Below are 26816 nucleotides of genomic sequence, written 5' to 3' on the forward strand. Positions count from 1 at the left end.
GCGCTCATGCGGCTCACCGGCTCACTGGTAGTGGACGAAACGCCGGCTGAGCCGGAACTGGAGGGCGGTGACCGCCATGATCACCGCGAAGAGCAGCACGCCCACCGCGGACGCCTCGCCGAAGTCGAGCTGCTCGAAGGCCCGCTCGTAGATCACCATCACCACGGTGCGGGTGGCGTCGCCGGGGCCGCCGTCGGTGAGGACGTAGGGCTGCTCGAAGACCTGCAGGGCGTTGATGACGCCGACCACCGTGGCGACGAGCAGCGTCGGCGACAGCAGCGGCAGCGTGATGCCGAGGTGCTTGCGCAGGCCGGTCGCGCCGTCGAGGGCGGCGGCCTCGTGGATCTCCTTGGGGATGTTGTTCAGGCCGCCGATGAACAGCAGGAACGAGAAACCGAACTGCTGCCAGACGTAGACCAGGATCACCGTGGCCATCGCCGCGTGCTCCGAGGTCAGCCAGGGCACGGGCGCGATGCCGACCAGGCCGATCAGCCAGTTCACCACCCCGAAGTCCTGGTTGAACAGGTACTTCATCACCACCGAGATGGACGCGGCGGACAGCACCAGCGGGAAGAAGAACGCCGAACGGAACACCGACCGCAGCCACACCGGCATCCGCCCGTTGAGCGCGAGTGCCAGCGACAGCGCGATGAGCAGTTGCAGCGCGACCGCGAGGACCATGAAGAGGAGCGTGTTGCGGAAGGAGACCAGGACGGTCGAATCCGTGAAGGTGGTGCGGTAGTTGGCGCCGCCGACGAAGTGGGGCGGGTCGATCACGTTCCAGTGGAACAGGCTCAGCACGATGGACCCGACGATCGGCACGACCGTGAAGACGACGATGCCGACGACCGTGGGCGCCAGGAACAGCGCGGCCAGCAGCCGGGCGCCGCGGTCGCGGACGGACGGCCGTACGGAGGCGGCGGATGGCGTGGCGGGCCGCGAACTCACGGCCGGGACCTGGGAGTTGGGGACCTGGGTGTTCGTCATACCTCACGCTCCATGGCCTGCTCCAGGTCGCCCTGCATCCGGCGCAGCGCGGGACCCACCGCACGCGGCGAGGCCAGCGCGGTGCCGGTGTACTTGAGCAGGACGTCGGTCACCTCGGCGACCTGCGGCGGCGCGGGGATCGGGCCGGTGTCGGGGAACCGGTCGAGGGTGTCGTAGAAGACCTGCCAGTGCGCGGGGCCGCTCGCGGCGTAGCGGGCGGCGTTCAGCATCGAACGCCGGGCCGGGGTGGTCTGGTTGGTCCGGAACAGCCGGGTCATGGTGTCCTTGCGGGCCGCGTACTTGATGAACTCCCAGGCGGCTTCCTGCTTCTTCGAGGTGCGCAGCAGCGCGTAGCCCGCCGCGCCGAACTGGTGGCGCTGGGTGCGCCAGCGCGGGAAGTACTGCACGTCGTAGTCGGCGGCCCGCATGCCGGCCTGCTGCAGACCGCCCGCCCAGAAGCCGCCCGCCGGTGTGACGCCGACGTGACCGGTGGAGAACACGCCGACCAGGTTGTTGCCGTTGCCGCCCTCGGGCCGGGTGCACAGGTCCTCCTGGACGAGGGAGGCGAGATAGTCGTACGCCTCCTCGACCCGGCCGGCGGTGGCCTGCGGGGTCGTCCAGCGGAAGCCGCCGCCGCGCCCCTTCCGGTCGGCGGCCGGGTAGAAGGTGTCCCACAGCCAGGAGCCGCCGGGCGCCTTCGACTCCTTCAGCAGGTTCGTGCCGTTCGCGAAGAGCCAGGGCACCACGCCGCCCCACAGGCGGTTGGTCCAGAAGTACGGCGTGAAGTGCGAGCCGCCGCCGCGCTTCAGCTTCCGCAGCATCGCGGTGAAGTCGTCGCGGCTCCAGTCGGCCGCCGGGAACTCCGCGCCCGCCCGCTTCAGCACCTGCTTGTTGAGGTACATGTCGGCGGCGTTGAACTCCATGGGCAGCTGGTAGAGGTTGCCCTCGTACATCATCGACTCGACCAGGGAGGGATGGACGTCGGCGAAGTACTCACGCAGCTCCGCCGCGTCCCGCCGCACCCAGCGGTCCAGGGCCACGCCGAGCCGCTGGGCGAACAACTGCACGCCCTCTGTGGCCACATACACCAGGTCGGGGGCGGTGCCGGCGGCGATCTGGGTGAGGATCTTCGCGAAGAAGTCCGACCAGTCGACGGCCTGTACGGCGTTCACCCGCAGCGGGATGCCGGGGTGGATCCGGTGGAAGCCCTTGGTGAGCGCGTCGACGGTGGCCGGGTCGAAGGCGGAGCCGAGGGTGGCGACGACGAGGGAGCCGTCGTCACGGCCGGGGATGTCGGCTCCCGTGAGCCGGTCCCAGCTCGCGGCGGTACCGACCAGAGCGGCTGCTCCGGCCCCGTACGCGCCGTACCGCAGCAGCGTGCGGCGGGGGAGGTGCGAGTCAGTCATCAAACGGGCCTAACTCGTGTTAGTTCAGGGGTGATGCCCCAGATGATGGGAACCGGGCGGTCGGCCTGTCAAGGGTCGGGAACGCTTGACCTTTAACGAGTTAGGTCTACAGTCCTCGTTCGCAGGAGCCGCTTTTCACGCCCTCTGCGTCGTGAGCCGCCACGAGAGGAACGATGTGCCATGCCCGGAACCTCGGGGATTTCCAGGAGATCACTGTTCGCGGGATCGGCGGCGGGCACCGCCGCCGCGCTGCTGTCCACCGGGACGGCCACGGCCGCCCAGAAGCCCAAGCCCAAGCCCGGGGCCACTGCCAAGAACAAGGCCAACTCGGCTGCGAGCGGGGCGAGTTACCGCGCCGCGTACCACTTCACGGTGCCCGACCAGTGGAAGAACGACCCGCAGCGGCCCGTCTGGATCGACGGCGAGTACCACTACTACTACCTCTACAACGCCGACTACTTCACCGGCGTCGTCGGTACGGCCTGGCGCCTGGCCACCACCAAGGACCTGGTCTCCTTCACCGACCGCGGGGTCGCCGCACCCAAGAACACCACGTCCAACGGTGATCTCTGGTCGGGTTCGGCGGTGGTCGACACCGGTAACACGGCCGGATTCGGCGCGGGCGCGGTCGTCGTCATCGTCACCATGTCTCCTGGCGGCGGCACCGACTCCCAGGCGCAGTTCCTGTACTACTCGACCGACGGCGGTCTCACCTTCACCAACTACGGGACCGCCCCTGTCCTGCCCAACCCCGGCGTCGCCGACTTCCGCGACCCCAAGGTGATCCGCGACGAGGACCGGGGCCGCTGGGTGATGGCCCTCGCCGAGAACGACAAGGTCGGCTTCTACCATTCCGACGACCTCAAGTCCTGGACGTACGCGGACGGTTTCGTCCATGACGGCATCGGCGTCCTGGAGTGCCCCGACCTGTTCCGCATCACCGCGGGCGACGGCACCGTGAAATGGGTGCTCGGCGTGAGCGCCAACGGCAAGAGCTCGGGGCTGCCCAACACGTACGCCTACTGGACGGGTTCCTTCGACGGCAGCGCGTTCACCGCCGACGCGAGTGCCCCGCAGTGGCTCGACCACGGCTGGGACTGGTACGCCGGCGTCACCTTCGAGAAGCGGGACACGAGCGGCGCGGTGGACGAGGCAGCCCGGTACGCGCTCGGCTGGGTGAACAACTGGGACTACGCCGACACCACCCCCACCATCGACTGCGACGGCTTCAACGGCACCGACTCCGTCGTCCGCGAGGTCACCCTGGAGAAGGCGTCCGACGGCACCTACTACCTCGCCTCCCAGCCCGTCGCCGGCCTCGACGCGCATGTCTCCCGCACGGTGAACCTGGGCGACGTGACCGTGGACGGTACGAAGGTGCTCGACTACACCGGCATCTCCTACGAGGTCACGACCGAACTCAGCTGGTCCCAACTCACCGGCGCGGGCCTTCAGTTGAGGCGCTCACCCAGCGGAGGCCGGCACATCGACGCCGGCATCTACACCGACTACGCCTTCCTCAACCGACGCAACACGGTGAACGCCGACACCTCCGGCAACTACCAGGAGAGCCACACCCCGTTCGACCCGTCCGCCGGCACGGTGAAGCTCCGCATCCTGGTGGATCGCACATCGGTGGAGATGTTCGTCGACGACGGCCGCTATGTGCACACCAGCCAGGTGTTCCCGTACCTGCTGGACACGGGGCTCGCGCTGTTCACGATCGGCGGTAGTGCGGTGTTCCGGAACACGGTGATACGGGAGTTCACGGTGTGAGACGTACCGGGGCCGACATCGCCTGACAGACACCGGTTCCCCGCGCCCACCCAAGGGGCGCGGGGCTGTGTCGATGTGCGGCTCCGCCGCGCGGGCGCGACCAGCCCCCACGGCGCCGCAGCCGCGACACCACGGATCCGACCGAGCTCCCGCGTCCCCCTCACATCCCGGCAGGACCAGGCCCCCGCCCCGACAACACCTCTCCATACGCCTGCATCAGATCCGGCAGCCGCAGAGTCGACAGGTCGTCCCGCGACAACATCCCGGGATACACCGACAACCGCAGATCCCGGTACGCACAGCTCTTCTCGTACAGCGTGCGCAGGAACCGCCCGTTCCCCAGCTCGTCGATCCACCCCTGGTCGACCACATGCCCGGCGATCGACCGCAGCTCGTCCAACGCCTCCTCGTCCCACACGTCACCGTTCTCGGCAGCCAACACCTCGCCGATGGAGGTGAGTTCGAGCGGCCGGTACGAGGGAAAGTCGACGCGCGTCGTGAAACGGGACGACAACCCGGGGTTCGCGGCCAGCAACCGGTCCATCCCCTCGGGATAGCCCGCCAGGATCACCACGAGGTGGTCGCGATTGTCCTCGGCCCGCTTCAACAGCACCTGCAAGGCCTCGTCGCCGTACGCGTCGCCCTTGCCGTAACCGGAGTTGGAGAGCGAGTACGCCTCATCGACGAAGAGGACGCCACCGATCGCGGAATCGATCAACTCGTTGGCCTTCACGGCCGTTTGACCCAGGTACTCACCGACCAGGTCGGCCCGCTGCGCCTCGACGAGATGGTCCCCGCCGAGCAGCCCGAGGGCGTAGAAGACCCGTCCGAGGATGCGGGCCACGGTGGTCTTGCCGGTACCCGAGGGCCCGGAGAAGACGAAGTGCCGTTTCGGCGGCTGGACCGGCAGCCCCTGCCCCGCCCGCAGCCGCGCCATGTTCAACTGGGCGGACAGCGCCTTGACTTGGCGCTTGACCGGCTCCAGCCCCACCATGCGCTCCAGTTCGTTGAGCGCCTCCTCCAGTAAGACGGGGTCGGTGGGACCCGTGGGCAGCGGCAGCACCGGATTCGCGGTCTTCTCCCGCACCGAGTCACCCGCGGCGGGCAACGGCCCGGTCGGCGGCAGACCGGGCTCCGACAGCTTCAGATCCCGCCCCTCCGCGCCGAACAGCGGATCGAGCCCGTCCGGCCCCTCCAGCGCGTCCTGCCCGCCGGAGAGCGTGATCGCCGCGAGGTCGGTCACGTCCTCGGAGCCGTCGTACCCGTCGGAGTCGGTGATCGCCGCGAGCCGCGCCGAGGTGTCCATGAACGCGGGGTCGACGCGGTGCACCGCCCGGTACAGGGGGAGCGCGGCGGCACTGCGCCCGGTGCCCTCGTGGGCCCGCGCGAGCCAGTACCGCAATTCCTTGCGCTGGGGCTGTTCGCTGCGGCAGCGCATCAGCGCGGAGGAGAGGAGCGGTTCGGCCTGGCCGTACATCTCCAGCCGGACCCGGGCCATCCCGCCGAACAACCCGGCCTCTATGCCCAGGAGTTGGTCGTTGATCAGCGGATCCGTGTGCCGGACCAGCTGCTCCCAGTCCTTGACCAGATAGGCGCGGCACGCGTGCAGGAAGCGGACCTGGTGGTCGGTGTCCACGGGCGGCAGCCCCGCCAACGCCCGGTCCAGTTCCGGCACATGACGGCCGTCCAGCCAGTGCGAGGCGTGCGCGAGCAGCAGATCACGCGGGCTCTCCAGCACGGGCTGCACCCACCAGCCCAGCCAGTACCAGGAGTTGAGCGTACGGCGGTGCCTGGTGCGCTGTTCCCCGAAGCGTTCCCGGTGCCGATACATCCGCAGCAGCGCGGTCGTCGTGTCGACGCGCAGCGCGTGCAGTCCGAGCCAGCCGTCGGCCATTCCGGGATCCATCCGTACCGCGGTGCGGAACTCCTCCTCCGCCTGCGGATAAGCGCCCATCGTGTAGGCGTCCACGCCTCGCAGCCACGCGAGGTCGGCCGGGGCCTCGGGGCCCTGCGTGCCGAAGTCCATCACGTCCCCCCACAAACCGTGCCCCCGTTGATTCACCGCCGGGCCGGCGCCCGTCGGCAGTCTGGGTCGAACCGCTGTGCCGCGGACGGGAGTTGCCGTGGTGCGCGAAGCAGCCGTCCGTCGGTCGCACCCTGGGCATCGTACCTGCGGGGCAGTCGCCCATCGAAGGGTGCCGCACAGGCCGTTTGACGAGGTGGGAGCAGATGGGGCGCACTCAGGACGGTGACCCAGGGTGAGCAAATCACGGCTCGTAACGGCCGGAAAACGTGCTGGGAGCAGAACGAAGCCCCCGATCACGGGGGAACAACCGGGGGCTTCGCGACTCTGGGCGGCTTCGAACCGGCCGCACATTCAGAACGTAAGACCTGTACGGCCCCTGGGTCAAGCCGAGTTGAGGCACTCAAGCAAGTTCGGGCGGAAGGGTCTTCACAAGTTCAGCACACTGCGGGCGGTCCATCACCGTGGGTGACCTCATGGTCCGGTCCAATCGTCCCTGAGGGCCCCGTGAGCACCTCGTACCCCTTCCCCAACTGCCGTACCAGGAAGTCCGCGTGGGGGCGCGAAGGGTCTTTGGCGAAGTGTTCGTGTTCCGCCTCGACCCATCCGTCCCAGAAGTCCCGCTGCTCCGTTCCGTCCCGCTGCCGGCCCTGTGCCCAGGACTCCTCCCGGGGCAGTTCCATCCACAGCAGTCCCGCGAGGAACGGGCGCACCGCCCGGCGTCCGGCGCCGACGCCCTCGACGAGGACCACGGGCGCGGGCGGCAGCGCGCGGGGCGCGGTGAAGCGGCGGGCGTGCCAGTCGTAGGGGGCGTAGTGGGCGGTCTCGCCGCGGCCGAGGGGTTCGATCACCTGGCTCAGCAGCCGGCCGGTCCAGCCGAACAGTTCGTCGTGGGTGGCGAGGTCGTCCAGATGCAGGACGGGGGCGCCGCCCAGGGCCCCGGCCAGCCGTCCGGCGAACGTGGACTTCCCGGATCCGGCGTGCCCGTCGACACCGACGAGCCGGACCGGGCCGCAGGACGGGGGCAGCCGGCTCAGGCGGTGGGCGAGGTCGTGCATGGCTGGTCCCGGGAGGTCGTGGGGCGGGTGATGCCGCAGGTCACCGGGACAGTGTAGGGAGCGGTGTCTCCGGCCCCAGCTCATACCACTGGTCGATACCAATATTGGTGGGTGTGGCGAGGTTCGAAGTGCTGGCAGCGGAGTGCCGTGTGTGTTCATAGTGGGCGCACAGTCGTCCATTGGATCTGTCCCGACTGGATCTGTCCCGACACGGAACACCCGGGGGTCTTCCGCCCATGAGCAGAGCCGAACAGCCGTCCCGCAGAACCGTCCTGGCCGCCGCGGTCGCCGCCGCGGTGGTCGCCGGCACGGGCCCCGCGGCCGCCGACACCGCGACCGCCACCGACACCGCCGACTCCGACCGGGCGCCGACCCTCCTCGACGCGCGGCCCCGCGAAGGCACCCCGACGGTCGACAACCACGCCTGGACCACCTACGCCGACTGGCGCCGCGGCGCCGCCCAGGGCACCCGTGCCGTCGCGGGCTCCCGCCCGGGCCTCGCGATCGGCGCCGCCGTCGGCCGCGTCGACTACACGGACCCGCACACCGGCAAGACCGCCAACTGGGAGTACGCGACCTGGACGTCCCCCGTCCACAAGCTCTCGGTCCCCGCGACGGAGACCATCGCGTCCTGGAACGCGGACACCCCGGCCGGCACCTGGATCCAGATCGAGCTGCACGGCACGTACTCCGACGGCACGGACACCCCCTGGTACGTGATGGGCCGCTGGGCGGCCGGCGACCAGGACATCAAGCGGACCTCCGTCGACGACCAGACGGACGGCAAGTCCACGATCTGGACGGACACCTTCGCGATCGACGACGCCACGACAGGCCTGCGCCTCGCGTCGTACCAACTCCGCCTGACCCTCTACCGCAAGCCCGGCACCAAGCTCACCCCCACCGTCTGGCGGCTCGGCGCGATGGGCTCCGACGTCCCGGACCGCTTCACCGTCCCGGCCTCAACTCCGGGACTGGCCCAGGAGTTGATCGTCCCGCGCTACTCGCAGGAGATCCACGTCGGCCAGTACCCCGAGTACGACAACGGCGGCGAGGCCTGGTGCAGTCCCACCTCCTCGCAGATGATCATCGAGTACTGGGGCGGCCGCCTCACCCGGGAGCAGCTGGCCTGGGTCGACCCGACCTACGCCGACCCGCAGGTCGACAACGCGGCCCGCTTCACCTACGACTACCAGTACCAGGGCTGCGGCAACTGGCCGTTCAACGCCGCCTACGCGGCCACGTACAAGGACCTCCAGGGCGTGGTCACCCGGCTCGGCTCGCTCGGCGACCTGGAGACGCTGATCGCGGCGGGCATCCCGGCCATAACGTCCCAGTCGTTCCTCAGCAGCGAACTGACCGGCGCGGGCTACGGCACCTCCGGCCACCTGATGACCGTGATCGGCTTCACCGCAGACGGCGACGTGATCGCCAACGACCCCAACTCGGCCAGCGATCCGGCCGTCCGCCGCGTCTACAACCGGCGCGAATGGGAGAACATCTGGCTGCGCACCAAGCGGTACAACGCCTCCGGCAAGCTCTCCTCCGGTACCGGCGGCGTCTGCTACCTCTACTTCCCCGCGCACCCGACCGCCCGCCAGCGCAAGGCCCTCGCGGCGGTGGGCGTGCACTGACCCCGTGCCGGAGACCGAGATCCCTGTGACCAAGGTCTCCGGCGCAAAACCCGACAGGGATGGCAAGGTGGACGAAACGGGGGAGTCCATCGCACATCCGACCTCTGCGAGCCACCATGACCGCACACTCAGCCAGCGCCGCCCGCACCCGTACCCGCACCGGCGGCCCCAAGGCCGACGGTCCGAAGATCGTCGAGCACATCGTGGGCTGGACCCTTGTCGTGGTGATCGCGATGCTTGTGACCCAAATCGGCCTGCTGTGACCTGACACATACGCGACCTGCCATACTGCGGTTGACCCAGCCCAGTTGGAGAGCCAGAGTCGAAATTGGAAATCAGTCAGCAGCGTGACGTCCCACGTCCCAGGGCCCGCGGTACCGAGCGTTCCTTGGCGCGCCGCGCCGAACTCATCACCATCGGCCGGAAGTTGTTCGCCGACACGTCCTACGACGCGCTGTCCATGGACGACATCGCGCGGCAGGCGCATGTCGCCAAGGGGCTGATCTACTACTACTTCCAGTCCAAGCGCGGCTACTACCTGGCGATCATCAACGACTCCGTCGCCGACCTGGTGACCTTCGCGGCGAGCGGTCTCGAACTGCCCCAACTGGACCGCGTACAGCGGACGATGGACAGCTATCTGCGCTGGGCCGAGCACAACCAGGCCGCGTACCGCACGATCGTGAGCGGCGGCGTCGGCTTCGACACCGAGGTGCACGCCATCCGCGACGGGGTGCGCGCGGCGATCGTCGCGACCATCGCCGACGGAGCGTACGGCCGTACGGACATCTCCCGGATCGCCCGCATGGGCCTGTTCGGCTGGGTGTGCAGCGTCGAGGGCGCGACCCTGGAGTGGATCAGCACCTCCGACCTTTCCCGCGAGACGATGCGCGAAATCCTCGTGAAGACCCTCGGCGGCACCCTCCGCGCCATCGAGGAGCTGGACCCCGCCCACCCGGCGCCGCCGCCCGCCCGCAGGGACGTCTGAATTCACGGTTTCGCCCTGTTCCGGACGACCGGGCTATTCTTGAAGTAAGCGGTCGTTAACTGGTGACGCGAGACCTCCGATCGGGCATACTCACAGCGCAGAGCCGCTGGTCAACCGCTTCCGAGACCCGGGAGTAGGAGCAGCGGCCGCATCCGTGCGGTACCCGGCCACGTCGCCTCGACCCCAGGCGTACGCCCGCCGATGTGCCCGACAGGGAGGAGAGCGTCGCCATGCCCGACCGAGCCCCGCAGCCGGTGGACCGGCAACTGCCCACGGACGAGGCCCGGGATCTGATCTCGCTGGCCCGTGACATCGCGCAGCGAGAGATCGCCCCGAGGGCGGCCGAGGAAGAGGACGCCGGACACTTCCCGCGCGAGATCTTCACCCTCCTGTCCCGCTCGGGACTGCTCGGCCTCCCGTACGACTCCGAGTACGGCGGCGGCGACCAGCCGTACGAGGTCTACCTCCAGGTCCTCGAAGAGCTCGCGGCGGCCCGCCTCACGGTCGGCCTCGGCGTCAGCGTCCACTCCCTCTCCTGCCACGCGCTGGCCAACTACGGCACCAAGCAGCAGCAGGTCGAGCACCTCCCCGCGATGCTCGGCGGCGGCCTGCTCGGCGCCTACTGCCTCTCCGAACCCTCCTCCGGCTCCGACGCGGCCTCCCTGCGCACGAAAGCGGTGCGCGACGGCGAGGACTGGGTGATCGACGGCACCAAGGCCTGGATCACCCACGGCGGCATCGCCGACTTCTACACGGTCATGGCCCGCACCGGCGAGGAGGGCGCGCGCGGGATCAGCGCCTTCCTGGTGCCCGGCGACGCGGCCGGCCTCAGCGGCGCGGTACCGGAGAAGAAGATGGGCATGAAGGGCTCGCCCACCGCCCAGGTCCACTTCGACGGCGTCCGCGTCCCCGACGAGCGCCGCCTCGGCGAGGAGGGCCAGGGCTTCGCGATCGCCCTGTCCGCGCTGGACTCCGGCCGCCTCGGCATCGCGGCCTGCGCGATCGGCCTGGCCCAGGCGGCACTCGACGAGGCGGTGGCCTACGCGAGCGGCCGGCAGCAGTTCGGGCGCCCGATCTCCGACTTCCAGGGCCTGCGCTTCATGCTCGCCGACATGGCCACCCAGATCGAGGCGGGCCGCGCCCTCTACCTCGCGGCGGCCCGGCTGCGCGACGCGGGCCGCCCGTTCGCCAAACAGGCGGCCATGGCCAAACTCCACTGCACCGACACCGCGATGAAGGCCACCATCGACGCCGTCCAGATCCTCGGCGGCTACGGCTACACCGCGGACTTCCCGGTCGAGCGCTACATGCGCGAGGCCAAGGTCCTGCAGATCGTCGAGGGCACGAACCAGATCCAACGGATGGTCATCGCCCGCCACTTGGCCGGTCCGGAAGCCCACCGGACCGGCTGACGCCGGGGGTCTGTTCGGGGTCCTGGAGCCGCCGACGCGGGGCCCCGCTGCCGCGTCTTGGCCGCGCCCCCCTTCGGTCTGTGCGGCCCGGGGGCCAACGGCGCGGGGAGCGCGGCAGGCGTGTGCGGTCCCGGGCTGTCGGCGTTCCTGGCCCTGGCAGCCTCGTGCGGAAGGACCCCATCGCCGATCAGACGCCGGGGGTCTGTTCGGGGTACTTGAGCCGCCGCGCGGGGTCCCGCGGCCGCGCCCTGGCCGCGCCCCTCTTCCGCCTGCGCGGCCCGGTGGCCAACGGCGCGGGGGAGTGCGGCAGGCGTGTTGCGGTCCCGAGCTGTCGGCGTCCCTGACCCTGGCAGCCTCGTGCGGAAGGACCTCATCGCCGATCAGACGCCGTCGATCCCCTCCGACCTGATCCACCGGGCAGACCTGAGCGGCGGCGCCGCCAGCCGCGCCCACTCCGGGTCGTGACGCCCCGGCAGGGTGCGGCCCCGGTCGGCCCAACTCCGCATCAGATCACGGTAGATGGGCGGATCCTGGGGCTGCGGCGGCGCCGGCGGAACCGATTCTGCCGGTACGGGAACGAAGATCCGGCGCTGACGCCCGGTCGGCGCATAAGTGGGGGTCATACCAAGGCAACGGAAGGGCATGTCGACAAGTCACCGGCGCGAATAATCGAGCGTGAGTTCACCGGCGTACAGGTCACGGCTCTGGCGACCGCACGCGACCTGACGTACCGTCACCTCCACTGTCCCCAGGGGAGGTTAGCCATGGCAGACGACCGTCCCGTGCCCCTCGACGAGTACCCCGTGCACCAGGTCCCCCTGTCGATGAAGCACGTCGCGACCGGCGACCGGAACGCCTACGACCGCTGCATCTTCCACGTGTTCGACCACGAGGGCCGCGCCCTGCTCATCCTCGGCCTCGGCGTCTACCCCAACGTCGGGGTGATCGACGCCTACGCGACCCTCCGCACCGGAGACCAACTCCACGCGGTCCGCGCCTCGGACGCCCTCGGCGACGACCGCATGCACCTCGCCGTGGGCCCCCTGCGCATCGAGGTCGAGGAACCCCTGCACCGCCTCCGCCTCCGCTGCGAGGACAACTCCCTGTCGTACGACCTCACTTGGACGGCCGAGTTCCCCGCCCTCTGGGAACCCCACCACGTCCAGTACCGCGGCGACCGGCTCACCCTCGAAGGGCGCCGCTTCGTCCAGGCGGGCGGTGTGGAGGGGGTGATCCACGCCGGTGACGAGGAGTTCCGGGTCTCCGCGGGCGGCTGGACCGGTACCCGTGACCGGAGTTGGGGCGTGCGGCCCATCCCGGGCGAGGAGGGCGGCCGGCTCGCCGAGGACCACCCCACCGAGGGCTTCCACTGGATCTGGTGCCCGGTCCGCTTCGAGGACCGCTTCCTGATGGTCATCGTCCAGGAGGACGCCGACGGCTACCGCACCCTGAACGAGGCGACCGTCGTCCGCCCCGGCCACCGAGACCGCCAACTCGGCTGGCCCCGGCCCGAGATCACCTACCGCCCCGGCACCCGCCACCCCGAGCGCGCCCTGATCCACCTCGGCGACACCCGCAAACCCCAGGAACTCGACGTCGAGATCCTGACCTCCTCACCTCTGGCGATCGGCGCCGGCTACCCACCCGCCGACGACTGGCAACACGGCACGTGGCGCGGCCGGTCCTGGACCGACAGCCGCACCTACGACCTCACGCAGCCCACCCCACTGGTCGCCTACGGCGTCACCGACCACGCGGCCCGCTTCCGCCTCGACGGCCGGCTGGGCCACGGCATCTTCGAACACGGCTCCTTCGGCCGCCACGACCCGAGCGGCTTCACGGGCTTCGACTCGGTTGCGTCGTAGGGCAGTTGAGGTGACGTCTCGGTGGAGCCGAAGGGGGCCGAGGTGACATTTCGATCGCACCGCAAGGGAGTTGAGACATGGCGACAGCACCCCGCCCCCGCACCACCACCCGCGACCCCGAGGAGCTCGCCCAGCGACTCACCGCCTGGCTCGGCACCCGGCTGCCCGGTGCCAAGGCTGTCGATGTCAGGGTCCCCGGGTCGAACGGTATGTCCAGCGAGACCCTGCTCTTCGACATCGAACACCCCGAACCACCGCTCCGGGCCTGCGCGTTGAGGCTCGCGGCGGACCCGGCGGCGTACACCGTCTTCCCGGTCTACGACATGCCGCGGCAGTTCCGCACGATGCGGCTGGTCGCCGAGCGGAGCGATCTGCCGATACCCAAGGTGCGCTGGCTGGAGGAGGACCCAGGCCCGCTCGGCGCGCCGTTCTTCGTCATGGAGCGTGCCGAGGGGCGGGTGCCGCCAGACGTCATGCCCTATACGTACGAGGGCAATTGGCTGCACGCGGCGACCGACGCGGAGCGTGCACACCTGGAGGCCGCCTCGGTCGGACTCATCGCCCGCCTGCACGACCAAGTCCCGGTGTCCGAGGCCGAGTTCCTCACTCTTCCGGGGGACGGTGACGCCCTGACCCGGCACGTCGCATCCCAACGGGCGTACTACGAGTGGGTGGTTGACGGTGTCGCCCGCTCACCCCTCATCGAGAGCGCCTTCGACCGGCTCACGGAACTCTGGCCGGTCGACCCGGGCGAACCCGTCCTCAACTGGGGCGACGCGCGCATCGGGAACGTCGTCTACGACGGGTTCGACCCCGTCGCCGTCCTCGACTGGGAGATGGCGGCCCCGGCCCCGCGCGAGGTGGACCTCGGCTGGACCGTCTATCTGCACCGCTTCTTCCAGGACTTGACGGTCGCCTTCGGTCAGCAGGGCCTGCCGGAGTTCTTCCGCCGGGACCGAGTGGAGGCGCGGTACGCCGAACTCACCGGTCACACCCCGCGCGACATGGACTTCTACACCCTGTACGCGGCCTTGCGGCACGCGATCGTGATGCTCCGTATCGCCTACCGGCAGGTGCACTTCGGCGAGGTGGCCGTCCCGGCGGACCCGGACACACTGATCCTGCACCACGGCAGCCTGCGGGCCATGGTGCAGGGCAGCTACTGGGGTTGAGCGGGAGCGCTCAGGCGGCGCGGCGCATGACGGGCACCCGCATCGGGCGCGAGCTCGGACCGCCGACGTGCGAGAACGGCTGCGTCCGCCAGTCGAGGCCCTGAGGGAGCGTCAACAGCAGCGCGGTGTCCTGCTCCTGGAGCTCCGCGGACTCGTCGGCGGACCGGGCGTCGGCCGCCTCACGGCCCGTACCGGCGCAGACCGTCAGCCCGAACGGGTTCCACGGCGAGGCGCACAGCGCGTGCTCCGGCAGGACCTCCTCGTCCTCGAGGAGCGCGATGGGCTGCACGCAGTCCGGGCAGATCACCCGGTACATCTCGAAGGTGTCGTACGCGTCGAGTTCGTCGGCGTCGAAATCCTCGGATTCGACGCCCTCCGGCTCGGGCTCGACGCCGAGCTGCGGCCGCTTGGGCGCGGTGCGTCCAGGGCGCTTAAGACTCTGCATGGGTTCTCCCCCTACTGGGCTGGGCCGTGAAGGCGCTGCGGCCTCGACCACAGCAAGCACTTCCCGTCCCGTCTCCGCGGTAATCACGAGACCATCACGGAGACCGTCCGGGGCCTGTGGTGTTCGTCACATGCCGCTCGCAGATGCCCGAGGCGGTGGATTTGTCCCCGGCCGCCACACGGGTCGCTCTCCGCCACATCACGAACCGGGTATGACCTGCGCCGCCGAGGTATCGGAGGAGATCAGACGCACTGTAGGTTCTTGCGTCATGGAGGAGCTGGACCGACAAATCGTGCAGCTGCTCGTCAAGGACGGGCGGATGAGCTACACAGACCTGGGCAAGGCCACGGGCCTGTCCACGTCGGCCGTGCACCAGCGGGTGCGCCGACTGGAGCAGCGGGGCGTCATCCGCGGGTATGCCGCGGTCGTCGACCCGGAGGCGGTGGGCCTGCCCATGACCGCCTTCATCTCGGTGAAACCGTTCGACCCCAGCGCCCCCGACGACATCGCGGACCGCCTCTCCGACGTCCCCGAGATCGAGGCCTGCCACAGCGTCGCGGGCGACGAGAACTACATCCTCAAGGTGCGGGTCTCCACCCCGCACGAACTGGAGGAGCTGCTGGCCCGGCTGCGTGGCCTGGCCGGTGTCTCGACGCGGACCACGGTGGTGCTCTCGACGCCGTACGAGGCCCGCCCGCCCCGCATCTGACGGACCTGCGTGCGGGGCGGCGCCGGTGAGGCGCGAGACTGTTCCCCATGAGTGAGCGCACCCCCGAGCCGTCGACCGTCCTGCTCCGCCGCGGCGAAGTCCACAGTCCCGCCGACCCCTTCGCGACCGCGATGGTCGTGGAGCGCGGCCAGGTCGCCTGGGTCGGCTCCGAGGGCGCCGCCGACGCCTTCGCGGACGGCGTCGACGAGGTGGTCGACCTGGACGGCGCGCTGGTCACCCCGGCGTTCACCGACGCACACGTCCACACCACGGCCACCGGCCTCGCGCTCACCGGGCTCGACCTGTCCGACGCTCCCTCCCTGGAGGCGGCCCTGTCCCTCGTCCGGGACTTCGCCGCCGCCCGCCCGGCCGACCGCGTCCTGCTCGGCCACGGCTGGGACGCCGCCCGCTGGCCCGGGGGCCGTCCGCCGACCCGCGCCGAACTCGACACCGCGACCGGTGGACGCCCGCTCTACCTCTCCCGCATCGACGTCCACTCCGCGGTCGTCAGCACCGCCCTGCTCGACCTCGTCCCCGGCCTCGCCGCGTCCGACGGCCCCCTCACGGCCGACGCCCACCACGCCGTGCGCGCCACCGCGCTCGCCGCCATCACGCCGGAGCAGCGCGTCGAGGCCCAGCGGACCGCCCTCGCTCATGCGGCCTCTCTGGGTGTCGGTTCGGTCCACGAGTGCGCCGGACCCGAGATCTCCTCCGAGGACGACTTCACGGGCCTGCTGCGGCTGGCCGCCGAGGAGCTCGGGCCGCGCGTCGTCGGCTACTGGGCCGAGCAGGACGTCGAGAAGGCGCGTGAGCTGGGCGCCGTAGGGGCGGCGGGGGACCTCTTCGTGGACGGCGCTCTCGGGTCGCACACCGCGTGTCTGCACGAGCCGTACGCCGACGCCGGGCACACCGGTCTCGCGTACCTCGACGTGGACGCCGTCGCCGCCCATGTCGCCGCCTGCACCGAGGCGGGCCTCCAGGCGGGCTTCCACGCCATCGGGGACGCTGCGGTGACCGCCGTGGTCGACGGCGTCCGGAAGGCCGCGGAGAAGGTCGGCCTGGGTCGCGTCCGTGCCGCCCGTCACCGGGTCGAGCACGCCGAGATGCTCACCCCGGAGACCATCGCGGCCTTCGCCGAGCTGGGTCTGACCGCCTCCGTGCAGCCTGCCTTCGACGCGCTGTGGGGCGGCGAGGAGGGCATGTACGCCCAGCGGCTCGGCGTGGAGCGGGCACGTGCCCTGAACCCCTTCGCGGCCCTGCTGCGGGCCGGGGTGCCGCTCGCCTTCGGCTCCGACAGCCCGGTCACGCCGGTCGACCCGTGGGGGACGGTCCGCGCCGCCGCGTTCCACCGGACGGCTGAACATCGCGTCTCGGTGCGGGCCGCGTTCACCGCGCATACGCGGGGCGGCTGGCGGGCCGTAGGACGGGACGACGCGGGTGTTCTGGTGCCGGGCGCGCCCGCCGACTACGCCGTCTGGCGGACCGACGCCCTGGTGGTGCAGGCGCCCGACGACCGGGTCGCGCGCTGGTCGACCGACCCGCGCTCCGGCACACCCGGACTGCCCGACCTGACACCGGGCGGCGACCTTCCCGTCTGTCTGCGCACCGTCGTGGGCGGACGGACGGTGTTCGTACGGCCGGGCGAGTGATCTCCCGGGGTGGCGCGCCCCCGATCCACGGCCGCCGCGCCGTCGCGCGACCTGCGCATCCTCTGCCCTGACCAGCCGGTTGTGGGAGAAAGGCCAGGTCAAACGGCTGTTGACAGGCGGGCGCAGGGGGCCGGTAGGTTCGTCCGAGTCCACCACCGGACGCCCGACCGGGGAACCTCCGAGCACTCGTCGAAGCGCCGCTGGGTCAGGGTCGGTGCCGCACCGGGCACCGTCACTGGGAGCCAGGCTCAGCGCCCGCGCCACGGCGAGGGAACGTTCCGGCCGGTCGGCTGGTGTGACCCGGGTGGGGCCCGGACGTCCAGTAGACAACGGCCTTGGTCGACCCGCAGCCGGCGGGTCCCAGGTCGGCCCGAAGGGCGCCGGGCCCCCATCCGCAGTAGGTGGGTGCCAAAACGGGCATCCTTACCCCGTTCTTGTCGAATCGACACCACCGTACGAACGGCGTGGCACGTCATCCCAGGCCGCGGCCACTATGGTGGACGCCTGCGTACGGACATGAAGGGGCAGCAGTGAACGACGGCGACGGAGCCCTCGCGGCACAGGCCCAGGGGCGGAAGTTCGGCCCGCTCGGCACGGCCTTGGTGATCATCCCGACCTACAACGAGGCGGAGAACATCAAGTCCATCGTCGGTCGGGTGCGGCAGTCGGTCCCCGAGGCACATGTCCTCGTGGCCGACGACAACAGCCCCGACGGCACCGGCAAGCTGGCCGACGAGCTGGCGGCCGAGGACGAACAGGTCCAGGTGCTGCACCGCAAGGGCAAGGAAGGCCTCGGCGCCGCCTACCTGGCGGGCTTCCACTGGGGCATGGACAACGGCTACGGCGTCCTCATCGAGATGGACGCCGACGGCTCCCACCAGCCCGAGGAGCTGCCCCGGCTGCTCACCGCGCTCAAGGGCGCGGACCTGGTGCTCGGCTCCCGCTGGGTGCCCGGCGGCCGGGTGGTGAACTGGCCGAAGTCCCGCGAGTTCATCTCGCGCGGCGGCAGCCTCTACTCGCGCGTGGCCCTCGACCTGCCGCTGCGCGACATCACCGGCGGGTACCGCGCCTTCCGCCGCGAGACCCTCGAAGGCCTCGGATTGGACGACGTGGCCTCCCAGGGCTACTGCTTCCAGGTCGACCTGGCCCGCCGCGCCGTCCGGGCCGGCTACCACGTCGTCGAGGTCCCCATCACCTTCGTGGAGCGCGAACTCGGCGACTCCAAGATGAGCCGCGACATCCTCGTCGAGGCCCTGTGGCGGGTCACCACCTGGGGCGTGGGTGAGCGCGTCGGCAAGCTCCGCGGCCGCGCGAACCCCGGGAGAAAGCCTTCACAGCCGTAGCCCCGCGACTTCACAGGCCTCGTTGATCGTCCGCTTATCCCGCACTGAGCCGGGCCCAGGCACACTGGACGTATGACGACTGGCGCACCCACCCCTTCCTCCGCCGCCCGGCCTCCGCGTTCCCGGCTGCGTACGTTCCTGCCGTTGGGCATCGCCGTTTGGCTGGTGCTGGAGATCTGGCTGCTGACGGTGGTCGCGGGCGCGTCGAGCGGTCTTACGGTCTTCCTGCTGCTGCTCGCCGGGTTCGTGCTCGGCGCCGTGGTGATCAAGCGGGCGGGCCGCAGGGCCTTCCAGAACCTGAGCCAGGCCGTGCAGCAGGGCACCGCCCCGGCCAGCGGCGGTGGCAGCGGCCTGATGATGCTGGGCGGCCTGCTGCTGATGATCCCCGGGCTGATCTCGGACGCCCTGGGCCTGCTCCTGCTGATCCCGCCGGTCCAGAAGGCCCTGGCGCGCTACGCGGAGCGCGTGGTCGAGCGGAAGCTCGGCAAGGCCGCCCCCGGCACCCTCGGAGACGCCTTCCAGCAGGCCCGTATGCACCGCCCGGACGGCAAGGTCGTCCAGGGCGAGGTCATCCGGGACGAGCCCGGCAGCGAGGCCCCGCAGGGCCCGCGTCCGCCGCTCACCCGCTGACCCGGTCGCGGACAGGCAAAAGCGCGGGCGCCGTACAGATTCGTACGGCGCCCGCGCTTACTTGCTTTGTGCTTGTGCGGTAGAACCGCTCCGCACCTTCAGGACTAGGCCGACTTGCGGCTGTCCCTCGGGTGAACCGCGATATTCATCGCGCCGGAACGGAGAACGGCAAGACGCTCCTCGAGGACCTCTTCGAGTTCCTCGCGGGTGCGCCGCTCCATCAGCATGTCCCAGTGGGTACGCGCGGGCTTGGCCTTCTTTTCCTCAGGGCCGTCGCCGTCGACCAGGAGTGCCTGGGCCCCGCAGACCTTGCACTCCCACTCCGGCGGGATCTCCGCCTCGACCGAGAAGGGCATCTCAAAGCGATGTCCCTTCTCGCATGCGTACTCCACGGCCTGGCGTGGTGCCAGGTCGATACCGCGGTCCGTCTCGTAGCTGGTCACCACGAGGCGCGTGCCGCGAAGAGCTCGCTCACTCATGAATCGTGCCTCCCGGGCTTGTCGCCCACAGGACAGGTGTCGCTGTCGTCGTCATCCGGTCAACGTCCGGTCGGCGGTAAAGATTCCCGTACGGGGTCATGCGTCGCCGTCGTAGCCGCCCCTTGTTGTACCCACCAGCGCCCGGTTTGTCACATCTACTAGCAGATGTCACCTAGCGATTCGTCATCTTTGACGCGCAGTAACGGTACGCCAGGCAGGCCAAACGCGTACACTACCGCCCTTTCGCCTCCAGCGCTAAATCCTCTCGGGAAGAGGATTCCCCGCGTCGCTGATCGCCCGCGCCACCGGGACCCGCGCGAGCAGCACGAATCCCACCACGAAGAAGACCACCAGGGAGATGATCGCGTCCCGATAACTTCCGGTCAGCTGGTAGGTCACCCCGAACAGAAGGGGTCCCAGCCAGCTCATGCCCCGATCGCTCATCTCGTACGCGGAGAAGTACTCGGCCTCTTTCCCCGGCGGCACCAGATGCGAGAACAGGGACCGGGACAGCGCCTGGCTGCCGCCCAGGACGAGGCCGATCCCGGCGGCCAGCACGAAGAACCAGACGGGCGCGTCGGCGGGCAGGAAGTACCCGGCGGCCAGGGTCACCGTCCATGCGATCAGCGAGCCGAGAATCGTCCGCTTGGCCCCGTACGTCCGGGCGAGTCGCCCCATGCCGAGCGCGCCCGCCACCGCGAGCACCTGGACCATCAGGACGGCGGTGATGAGCGTGGACTGGCTCAGGCCCAGCTCCTCGGAGCCGTACACGGATGCCTGGGAGATCACCGTCTGGATGCCGTCGTTGTAGATCAGATAGGCGAACAGGAAGGACAGGGTGAGCGGTTTGCCGCGCATGTCCCGGACGGTCGCCGCGAGCTGCCGCCAGCCCTGCGCCGTCGGCGCCTCGGACGTCGTACGGCCGCGGTCGCGCAGCCGTTTCAGCGGTACGAGGGTGAAGGCGCCCCACCAGATCCCGGCCGAGGCGAGACAGATGCGGACGGCCATCGACTCGGAGAGGCCGAACGAGTCGTGGGCGGTGAACAGGATCAGGTTCAGGACGAGGACCAGGGAGCCCGCCGCGTAGCCGAAGGCCCAGCCGCGGGAGGAGACCGCGTCGCGCTCCTCCGGAGGGGCGATCTGCGGAAGGTAGGAGTTGTACACGACCATGGAGACGGCCACGGAGGAGTTGGCGACGATCAGTAGGAAGCCGCCCAGGAGATAGCGATCGCCGTCCAGGAAGAACAGGCCCGTGGTGGCGGTCGCGCCGACATAGGCGGCGAGCGCCAGGAGGGGCTTCTTGCGGCCCGTGCGGTCGGCCGCCGCGCCCGCCAGGGGCATGACGAGGATCGACACGATCACGGACGCGGAGACGGTGTAGGCGAAGAAGGACCCCGCCCGGACCGGTATCCCCAGGGGATGCACGAACCCGTCAGGGTCCGCCGCCGACTTCGCGACCGAGGTCAGATACGGGCCCAGGAACACGGTGAGCACGCTCGTCGAGTAGACGGAGCAGGCCCAGTCGTAGAAGTACCAGCCGCGCTGCTCGCGCCGCCGCTCGGCGGCCTCGTCGGCCGGTTGTGACCGCAGGGTGTCGGTACCCACCCGTGCCCTCGCTTCCCCGTGAACGCGTCGCCCCGGGGGGCTCAGGCCCAGACGCCCCGCTCCACCATGACCTCGCGCAGTGTGTCGATGTGATCGGTCATGATGCCATCGACTCCCAGGTCCAGGAGCCGGTGCATGCGATCGGCCTCGTTGATGGTCCACACATGGACCTGCACTCCACGCGCGTGTGCGGCCTGCACGAAGCGCCGGTCAACCACAGGGACGCCCGACTGCTCCTCGGGCACCTGTGCGGCGACCGCCGAGCGGCGCACCGGGAGCGGCGCTCCCCAGGACCGCAGCCGCAGATTCAGCACCCCGCGCGTGCCGAACGACGTGGCCAGGCGCGGCCCTGCCAGGTGCTGGGCGCGGACCACGCGTTTCTCGGAGAAGGAGCCGACGAGGACGCGGTTCCAGGAGCCGGTGCGCTCCAGGAGGTCCAGGAGCGGGCGCAGCGCCGGCTCCGCCTTGATGTCGACGTTCCAGCGCACCTCGGGGAAGGTCTCCAGCAACTCCTCGAAGAGGGGCACCGGTTCCTTGCCCGCCACGCGCGCGTGGCTCACGTCCGACCAGAACAGGTCCGCGATCCGCCCGGCGCCGTCGGTCACCCGGTCCAGGGTCCCGTCGTGGAAGGCGACGAGCTTCCCGTCCGCCGTGGCGTGGACGTCGGTCTCGATGTACCGGTAGCCCAGCTCGACCGCGCGGCGGAACTGGAACACGGTGTTCTCCAGGCCGTCCGCCGCGCCGCCCCGGTGGGCGAAGGGGATCGGGCCGGGGTGGTCGAGGTACGGATGACGTATGAGCGTGGTCACCGGGGCAGTATGGCCCGTTCCGGTGACCCGGTGGCTACGACCGTGCTGCCGCCGGATGCCGGCGGGGCGGCGAACACGCGCAGGAACAGCTGGGCGAGCGGGCCGATCGCCAGGGCGTACAGGAGGGTGCCGATGCCGACGGTGCCGCCGAGCGCGAATCCCGTGGCCACGACCGCGACCTCGATCGCCGTCCGCATCAGCCGGATCGACCGGCCCGTGAGCCGGTGCAGCCCGGTCATCAGCCCGTCGCGCGGTCCCGGTCCGAAGTTCGCGGAGATGTAGAGCCCGGTGGCGGCCCCGTTCAGCAGGATGCCCACGAGGAGCAGCGGAATCCGTACGGCCAGGCCGTGCGCGTCCGGCACCAGCGCGAGCGTGCCGTCCATGGCCAGGCCGACCACGAACACGTTGGAGACCGTGCCGAGGCCCGGGCGCTGGCGCAGCGGGATCCACAGGAGCAGCACCGCCGCGCCGACGATGATCGAGACGACGCCGATCGTCAGGCCGGTGAGTTCGGCGATGCCCTGGTGCAGCACGTTCCAGGGCTCCAGGCCCAGGCCCGAGACCACCAGGAGCGCCGAACTGGCGCCGTAGAGCGCGAGTCCGACGTAGAGCTGGACCAACCGTCGCCCGAGACGGTTCCGCGTGGACAAAGGGTGCCCCCTGGTGGTGGTAGTGGCCTGACGCATGTCACTCTGTGGCTTGAGAACGCAGGCCATCCATGGCCAATTCCGGGAAGGTGGACTGGTTTCCATGGCGCAGTGGACCTCGGCGATGGGCGCCGCGCAGCTGGCCCGGCTGCTCAACTCCCAGCAGGACCGGCCGGCCGGGCCCGGCACCCGCCGACCGCCCGCCTATCGCGCGCTCGCGGACGGCATCCGGCTGCTCGTGCTGGAGGGGCGCGTCCCGGTGGCCGCGCGGCTGCCCGCCGAGCGGGAGTTGGCGCTCGCGCTGTCCGTGAGTCGCACCACCGTCGCCGCCGCCTACGAGGCGCTGCGCACCGAAGGGTTCCTGGAGTCCCGGCGCGGGGCGGGCAGTTGGACCGCTGTACCCGCCGGTAATCCACTCCCCGCGCGCGGGTTGGAACCGTTGCCCCCGGAGGCCCTCGGTTCGGTGATCGACCTGGGCTGTGCCTCGCTGCCCGCGCCCGAGCCGTGGCTCACGCGAGCCGTGCAGGGCGCCCTGGAGGAGCTGCCGCCGTACGCCCACACGCACGGCGACTACCCGGCCGGGCTGCCCGCGCTGCGCGCGATGATCGCCGAGCGGTACACCCTGCGCGGGATCCCGACCATGCCCGAGCAGATCATGGTGACGACCGGCGCGATGGGCGCCATCGACGCCATCTGCCATCTCTTCGCGGGGCGCGGCGAGCGGGTCGCCGTCGAGTCGCCCTCCTACGCCAACATCCTCCAGCTGATGCGCGAGGCGGGCGCGCGGCTGGTGCCCGTGGCGATGGCCGACGGGCTCTCCGGCTGGGACCTGGACCGCTGGCGGCAGGTGCTGCGGGACGCGGCGCCCCGGCTCGCGTACGTCGTCGCCGACTTCCACAACCCGACGGGTGCCCTGGCCGGCGACGACCAGCGGCGCCAACTCGTCGACGCGGCCCGCTCGGCGGGCACCGTGCTCGTCGCCGACGAGACGATGACCGAACTGTGGCTGGACGACGACGTCGACATGCCGCGTCCCGTCTGCGGCTTCGACCCGGCCGGCTCGACGGTGATCACGGTCGGCTCCGCCAGCAAGGCCTTCTGGGCGGGCATGCGCATCGGCTGGGTCCGCGCGGCCCCCGACATCATCCGCAGCCTGGTCGCCGCCCGCGCCTACGCCGACCTCGGCACCCCCGTGCTGGAGCAGCTCGCCGTCAACTGGCTGTTCAGCACCGGCGGTTGGGAACAGGCCGTGGACATCCGGCGCTCTCAGGCCCGCGAGAACCGGGACGCGCTGGTGGCGGCGGTACGACGGGAGCTGCCCGACTGGGAGTTCGAGGTGCCCAAGGGCGGCCTCACGCTGTGGGTGCGCACCGGCGGACTGTCCGGCTCACGGCTCGCCGAGATGGGGGAGCGGGTGGGCCTGCGGGTCCCGTCCGGGCCGCGCTTCGGCGTCGACGGTGCCTTCGAGGGCTATGTGCGCCTGCCGTTCACCGTCGGGGGCGCGGTGGCCGAGGAGGCTGCGGTACGGCTGGCCGCGGCGGCCCGGCTGGTGGAGAACGGGGTCACCGGGGGCGGCGATTCGCCGCGCACGTTCGTGGCGTAGCGAGGCGTCAGGGGCCGGTGCGGGCGACTCCCGGCCGCCCGCACCGGAACCGGGCTTCTACGAAGTCTCCGCCACCGCGGCCTCGACCACCGCTTCTGTCGCCACCGTCTCCTCCGCGTCCGCCGGTGTCGTGCGCGGCGGCAGCAGGGCCAGGACAGCCTGGCGGTGGGCGTCGTTCGTCGCGTCGTCGTACGGGTCCGGGGTCGCCGGGACCTGGAGGCGGTGGACCGGGCCGCTGCCCAGGCGGGCGTAGCCGCGGCCCGGGGGGATCTGGGCGATCGGCGTGGTGTGCGGGGGAGCGCCCAGGACCGCCTCCAGCTGGGCGGCGGTGGCGGGGCCGAGGACGACACGCGCGCGTGTGTGCTGTCGTACGGCGTCGCTCAGGGTGTCCGCGCTGTCGAACTGCTCGGCCACCACCACCGTCACGTTGGCCGCGCGGCCGTGCCGGAGGGGGACCTGGAGCAGGGACTGCGGGTCCTTGTAGCCGTCGGCCGTGGCCACGTGGGCGAAGGCGCTCGGGCGGTCCAGGATGATCCACAGGGGGCGCCTGGTGTCGTCCGGTGCCGGGTCGCCCGACTGACGGGCGCGGTTGGCCGCGATCAGCCGGCGTTCCGTCTCGTGGGCGGCCCATTCCAGGCTGGCCAGCGCGCCGGCCAGCCCGCACTCGACCGCGAGGACGCCGTCCCGGCCGGTGAGGCACGCGTACTCGCCGGTGCCGCCGCCCTCGACGATCAGGACGTCGCCGTACTGGAGGGCCTGCAGGGCGATCGAGCGCAGCAGGGTGGAGGTGCCGCTGCCGGGCTGGCCCATGACCAGGAGGTTCGGCTCGGTGGAGCGGATGCCGGTGCGCCAGACGACCGGTGGGACGTCGCGCTGTTCCTCGCCGTGGGTGAGGGGGAGCGTGCGGTGGACCTGGGTCGGGTCGGTGAAGCCCAGGACGGTCTCGCCGGGGGCGGTCACGAAGCGCTGGGCGGCGATGTCGGTGGGGAGCGGGGCGAGCACACCGATCGTGAGCTGGTTGCCCTCCTCGTCCCACGCGAAGTGGTACTCACGGCCGCGGCCGGACTTCGCGGTGAGCAGCTGCTCGATCCGCGCGCGGGAGTCGGCCTCGCCGTCGGTGAAGTACGCCGGATAGCGGACGACCAGATGGGAGATCCGGCCCGCGCCGTCGAACTCGTAGGCGGGGAAGGCCTTCTCCCAGTCTCCGCCGTGGGCGAACAGGGGCGCCGGGTCCTCGGCGGCCGAGAAGTAGGGCACGAGCGCCTCGTAGAGGGACTGGAGGCGCTGGGTCTGGGACTCGTCGGGCCCTTCGGGCGCCGGCGGGGTGCGGTCCCGGCCCTGCCATGCCGCCGCCGCCATCAGGGTGATGGCGGCGAGCAGCGGGCCGTACGGGACCAGGGCCACGACCAGGACCACCGAGGCCACCAGGAAAAGCAGCGGCCCGCGCTTGTCCTTGGGGGTCTCGGCCCATCTGCGCCGGCCGGCGGATGCCAGCCGGCGCAGACCCTTGGTGATCGTGATCACTGGGTGGAGGACATCGGTGGCGCTGTCGGCCGCCGTCCGGGCCAGCTCCCGGCTCCGGGCGATCTGGGCGGTGCCGTTGCTCAGGATGCGGGGGAGGGGGCGCCGGGCCACTGCTGTCTCCTGAAGGTCCGTACGGGTGGTTGCGTCAGAACTTGATGCCGCCGAGGAGGCTCGCCAGGCTCTCGCCGCCGGCCTTGATGCTCGGCGCGATGGCCGTGCTGGCCATGTAGAAGCCGAAGAGTGCGGCCACCAGCGCGTGGGAGGCCTTGAGTCCGTCCTTCTTGAAGAAGAGGAAGACGATGATGCCGAGAAGGACGACGCCTGACATGGACAGGATCATTTGAGCTCTCCTGGTTCGTGGGGACAGTCACCATGAGTTGTTCCAGGATCACAGAATGTATCCATACGATAAAAGGTGCAAGTGGGTGAATTTCGGCGAATTTCCCTCGGATGGCGGAGCGCATTCGGGCCGTCTGAGCAGGGGTTTCACCTGTGTCGGGCCCAGTGGTGATCTTTGCCTCGGAGGGGGCCGGTCATGTGTCTGTGGAGCCAGTACGCTGGCGATTCACCCGTACTAGTGAGAGGCGGTCAGGCCGATGAGTGAAGCCCCCGACCCCGAGGTCGTGGAGTTCGCGACCAAGATCTTCGATCTGGCCCGCCAGGGCGGGACCGAGGCGCTGGTCGCCTACGTGGACGCGGGCGTCCCGGCCAACCTCACCAATGACCGCGGCGACTCCCTGGTGATGCTCGCCGCCTACCACGGGCACGCCGACGCCGTACGGGCCCTGCTGGCGCGCGGCGCCGAGGCCGACCGGATCAACGACCGGGGCCAGACCCCGCTCGCCGGAGCCGTCTTCAAGGGCGAGCAAGAGGTGATCGAGGTCCTCCTGGAAGCCGGTGCCGATCCGGCCGCGGGCACCCCGTCGGCGGTCGACACGGCCCGGATGTTCGCCAAGGCCGAGCTGCTGGAGCTGTTCGGCGCGCACTGACACCCGGTCCGTCGGCAGCGAAGACGGGCCCGCTGACCAGGTACGACAAGGAAAACGGGGGAA

At 70.7% G+C, this 26816-nt stretch carries 24 protein-coding genes; 13 read left to right on the top strand and 11 right to left on the bottom strand.

Annotation, left to right across the window (positions count from 1 at the left end; translation table 11 throughout):
- Window positions 1-21 precede the first annotated feature (21 nt).
- Both OO69_RS21445 and OO69_RS21450 read right to left on the bottom strand, forming a co-directional pair.
- Complete coding sequence (locus tag OO69_RS21445; RefSeq protein WP_033282341.1) at window positions 22-987, bottom strand: carbohydrate ABC transporter permease; 966 nt, start codon at window positions 985-987, stop codon at window positions 22-24.
- Entirely contained in the window at window positions 984-2393 is a 1410-nt protein-coding gene (locus tag OO69_RS21450) for an extracellular solute-binding protein (RefSeq protein ID WP_033282342.1), read from the bottom strand. Before OO69_RS21450 ends, OO69_RS21445 begins: the two co-directional genes overlap by 4 nt.
- 180 nt (window positions 2394-2573) lie before the next feature.
- On the opposite strand from OO69_RS21450, the gene OO69_RS21455 reads away from it, so the two are divergent.
- On the top strand, window positions 2574-4169 hold the full coding sequence (locus OO69_RS21455; protein WP_033282343.1) for a glycoside hydrolase family 32 protein: 1596 nt from the start codon (window positions 2574-2576) through the stop codon (window positions 4167-4169).
- A 160-nt stretch (window positions 4170-4329) separates the two neighbouring features.
- On the opposite strand, the gene OO69_RS21460 is transcribed toward OO69_RS21455, so the two are convergent.
- Together OO69_RS21460 and OO69_RS21465 are read right to left on the bottom strand one after the other, a co-directional pair.
- Entirely contained in the window at window positions 4330-6195 is a 1866-nt protein-coding gene (locus OO69_RS21460) for an AAA family ATPase (RefSeq protein ID WP_033282344.1), read from the bottom strand.
- Between the two features lie 434 nt (window positions 6196-6629).
- Window positions 6630-7250: a uridine kinase family protein gene (locus OO69_RS21465; protein ID WP_033282345.1), complete on the bottom strand. Its 621-nt coding sequence runs from the start codon at window positions 7248-7250 to the stop codon at window positions 6630-6632.
- Between the two features lie 236 nt (window positions 7251-7486).
- Here OO69_RS21465 and OO69_RS21470 point away from each other — a divergent pair, with 236 nt between their 5' ends.
- The 6 genes from OO69_RS21470 (at window position 7487) to OO69_RS21490 (ending at window position 14321) form a co-directional block, all read left to right on the top strand.
- On the top strand, window positions 7487-8884 hold the full coding sequence (locus tag OO69_RS21470) for a peptidase C39 family protein (protein WP_033282346.1): 1398 nt from the start codon (window positions 7487-7489) through the stop codon (window positions 8882-8884).
- A gap of 116 nt (window positions 8885-9000) precedes the next feature.
- A complete protein-coding gene (locus OO69_RS51360; RefSeq protein ID WP_106971083.1) occupies window positions 9001-9147 on the top strand; it encodes an SCO1431 family membrane protein in 147 nt (48 codons plus the stop codon).
- A gap of 65 nt (window positions 9148-9212) precedes the next feature.
- A complete protein-coding gene (locus tag OO69_RS21475; protein WP_106971084.1) occupies window positions 9213-9872 on the top strand; it encodes a TetR/AcrR family transcriptional regulator in 660 nt (219 codons plus the stop codon).
- A 230-nt stretch (window positions 9873-10102) separates the two neighbouring features.
- Window positions 10103-11284 carry an acyl-CoA dehydrogenase family protein gene (locus tag OO69_RS21480; RefSeq protein ID WP_033282348.1) on the top strand — a complete coding sequence of 394 codons (1182 nt, stop codon included), beginning with the start codon at window positions 10103-10105 and terminating at the stop codon, window positions 11282-11284.
- Between the two features lie 764 nt (window positions 11285-12048).
- A complete protein-coding gene (locus OO69_RS21485) occupies window positions 12049-13149 on the top strand; it encodes a hypothetical protein (RefSeq protein WP_033282349.1) in 1101 nt (366 codons plus the stop codon).
- Window positions 13150-13226: 77 nt separating this feature from the next.
- Window positions 13227-14321 carry a phosphotransferase family protein gene (locus OO69_RS21490; RefSeq protein WP_033282350.1) on the top strand — a complete coding sequence of 365 codons (1095 nt, stop codon included), beginning with the start codon at window positions 13227-13229 and terminating at the stop codon, window positions 14319-14321.
- A 10-nt stretch (window positions 14322-14331) separates the two neighbouring features.
- Here the strand turns inward: OO69_RS21490 and OO69_RS21495 are convergent, their stop codons facing one another.
- The gene (locus OO69_RS21495) at window positions 14332-14766 is read right to left on the bottom strand and encodes a hypothetical protein (protein ID WP_033282351.1); all 435 of its coding nucleotides are present in this window, start codon (window positions 14764-14766) and stop codon (window positions 14332-14334) included.
- Window positions 14767-15034: 268 nt separating this feature from the next.
- Here OO69_RS21495 and OO69_RS21500 point away from each other — a divergent pair, with 268 nt between their 5' ends.
- The 4 genes from OO69_RS21500 (at window position 15035) to fxsA (ending at window position 19097) form a co-directional block, all read left to right on the top strand.
- Window positions 15035-15475, top strand: a complete 441-nt coding sequence (locus OO69_RS21500; protein ID WP_026150833.1) for an Lrp/AsnC family transcriptional regulator — start codon at window positions 15035-15037, stop codon at window positions 15473-15475.
- A gap of 47 nt (window positions 15476-15522) precedes the next feature.
- On the top strand, window positions 15523-17124 hold the full coding sequence (locus OO69_RS21505; RefSeq protein WP_033282352.1) for an amidohydrolase: 1602 nt from the start codon (window positions 15523-15525) through the stop codon (window positions 17122-17124).
- A 530-nt stretch (window positions 17125-17654) separates the two neighbouring features.
- A complete protein-coding gene (locus tag OO69_RS21510) occupies window positions 17655-18467 on the top strand; it encodes a polyprenol monophosphomannose synthase (protein WP_033282353.1) in 813 nt (270 codons plus the stop codon).
- 72 nt (window positions 18468-18539) lie between these two features.
- Window positions 18540-19097, top strand: a complete 558-nt coding sequence (gene fxsA / locus OO69_RS21515) for an FxsA family membrane protein (RefSeq protein ID WP_033282354.1) — start codon at window positions 18540-18542, stop codon at window positions 19095-19097.
- Window positions 19098-19201: 104 nt separating this feature from the next.
- Here the strand turns inward: fxsA and OO69_RS21520 are convergent, their stop codons facing one another.
- The 4 genes from OO69_RS21520 to OO69_RS21535 all read right to left on the bottom strand — a co-directional run bounded on the left by OO69_RS21520 (window position 19202) and on the right by OO69_RS21535 (window position 22676).
- A complete protein-coding gene (locus OO69_RS21520) occupies window positions 19202-19576 on the bottom strand; it encodes an RNA polymerase-binding protein RbpA (RefSeq protein ID WP_003977404.1) in 375 nt (124 codons plus the stop codon).
- Window positions 19577-19831: 255 nt separating this feature from the next.
- Window positions 19832-21181, bottom strand: coding sequence for an MFS transporter (locus tag OO69_RS21525; protein ID WP_033282355.1), 1350 nt, complete (start codon window positions 21179-21181; stop codon window positions 19832-19834).
- 41 nt (window positions 21182-21222) lie between these two features.
- The gene (locus OO69_RS21530) at window positions 21223-21990 is read right to left on the bottom strand and encodes a glycerophosphodiester phosphodiesterase (protein ID WP_033282356.1); all 768 of its coding nucleotides are present in this window, start codon (window positions 21988-21990) and stop codon (window positions 21223-21225) included.
- The gene (locus tag OO69_RS21535) at window positions 21987-22676 is read right to left on the bottom strand and encodes a YczE/YyaS/YitT family protein (RefSeq protein ID WP_234444492.1); all 690 of its coding nucleotides are present in this window, start codon (window positions 22674-22676) and stop codon (window positions 21987-21989) included. The genes OO69_RS21530 and OO69_RS21535 overlap by 4 nt, the downstream gene beginning before the upstream one ends.
- A 64-nt stretch (window positions 22677-22740) precedes the next feature.
- Here OO69_RS21535 and OO69_RS21540 point away from each other — a divergent pair, with 64 nt between their 5' ends.
- Window positions 22741-24240: a PLP-dependent aminotransferase family protein gene (locus OO69_RS21540; protein WP_033282358.1), complete on the top strand. Its 1500-nt coding sequence runs from the start codon at window positions 22741-22743 to the stop codon at window positions 24238-24240.
- A 57-nt stretch (window positions 24241-24297) separates the two neighbouring features.
- On the opposite strand, the gene OO69_RS21545 is transcribed toward OO69_RS21540, so the two are convergent.
- Together OO69_RS21545 and OO69_RS21550 are read right to left on the bottom strand one after the other, a co-directional pair.
- Entirely contained in the window at window positions 24298-25875 is a 1578-nt protein-coding gene (locus OO69_RS21545; protein ID WP_033282359.1) for a membrane protein, read from the bottom strand.
- A 34-nt stretch (window positions 25876-25909) separates the two neighbouring features.
- On the bottom strand, window positions 25910-26104 hold the full coding sequence (locus OO69_RS21550; RefSeq protein ID WP_019059657.1) for a hypothetical protein: 195 nt from the start codon (window positions 26102-26104) through the stop codon (window positions 25910-25912).
- Between the two features lie 256 nt (window positions 26105-26360).
- On the opposite strand from OO69_RS21550, the gene OO69_RS21555 reads away from it, so the two are divergent.
- On the top strand, window positions 26361-26753 hold the full coding sequence (locus OO69_RS21555; protein ID WP_033282360.1) for an ankyrin repeat domain-containing protein: 393 nt from the start codon (window positions 26361-26363) through the stop codon (window positions 26751-26753).
- Window positions 26754-26816: the final 63 nt, after the last annotated feature.

Origin of the sequence: Streptomyces sp. NRRL F-525, assembly GCF_000716605.1 — a bacterium.
GTDB lineage: Bacteria > Actinomycetota > Actinomycetes > Streptomycetales > Streptomycetaceae > Streptomyces.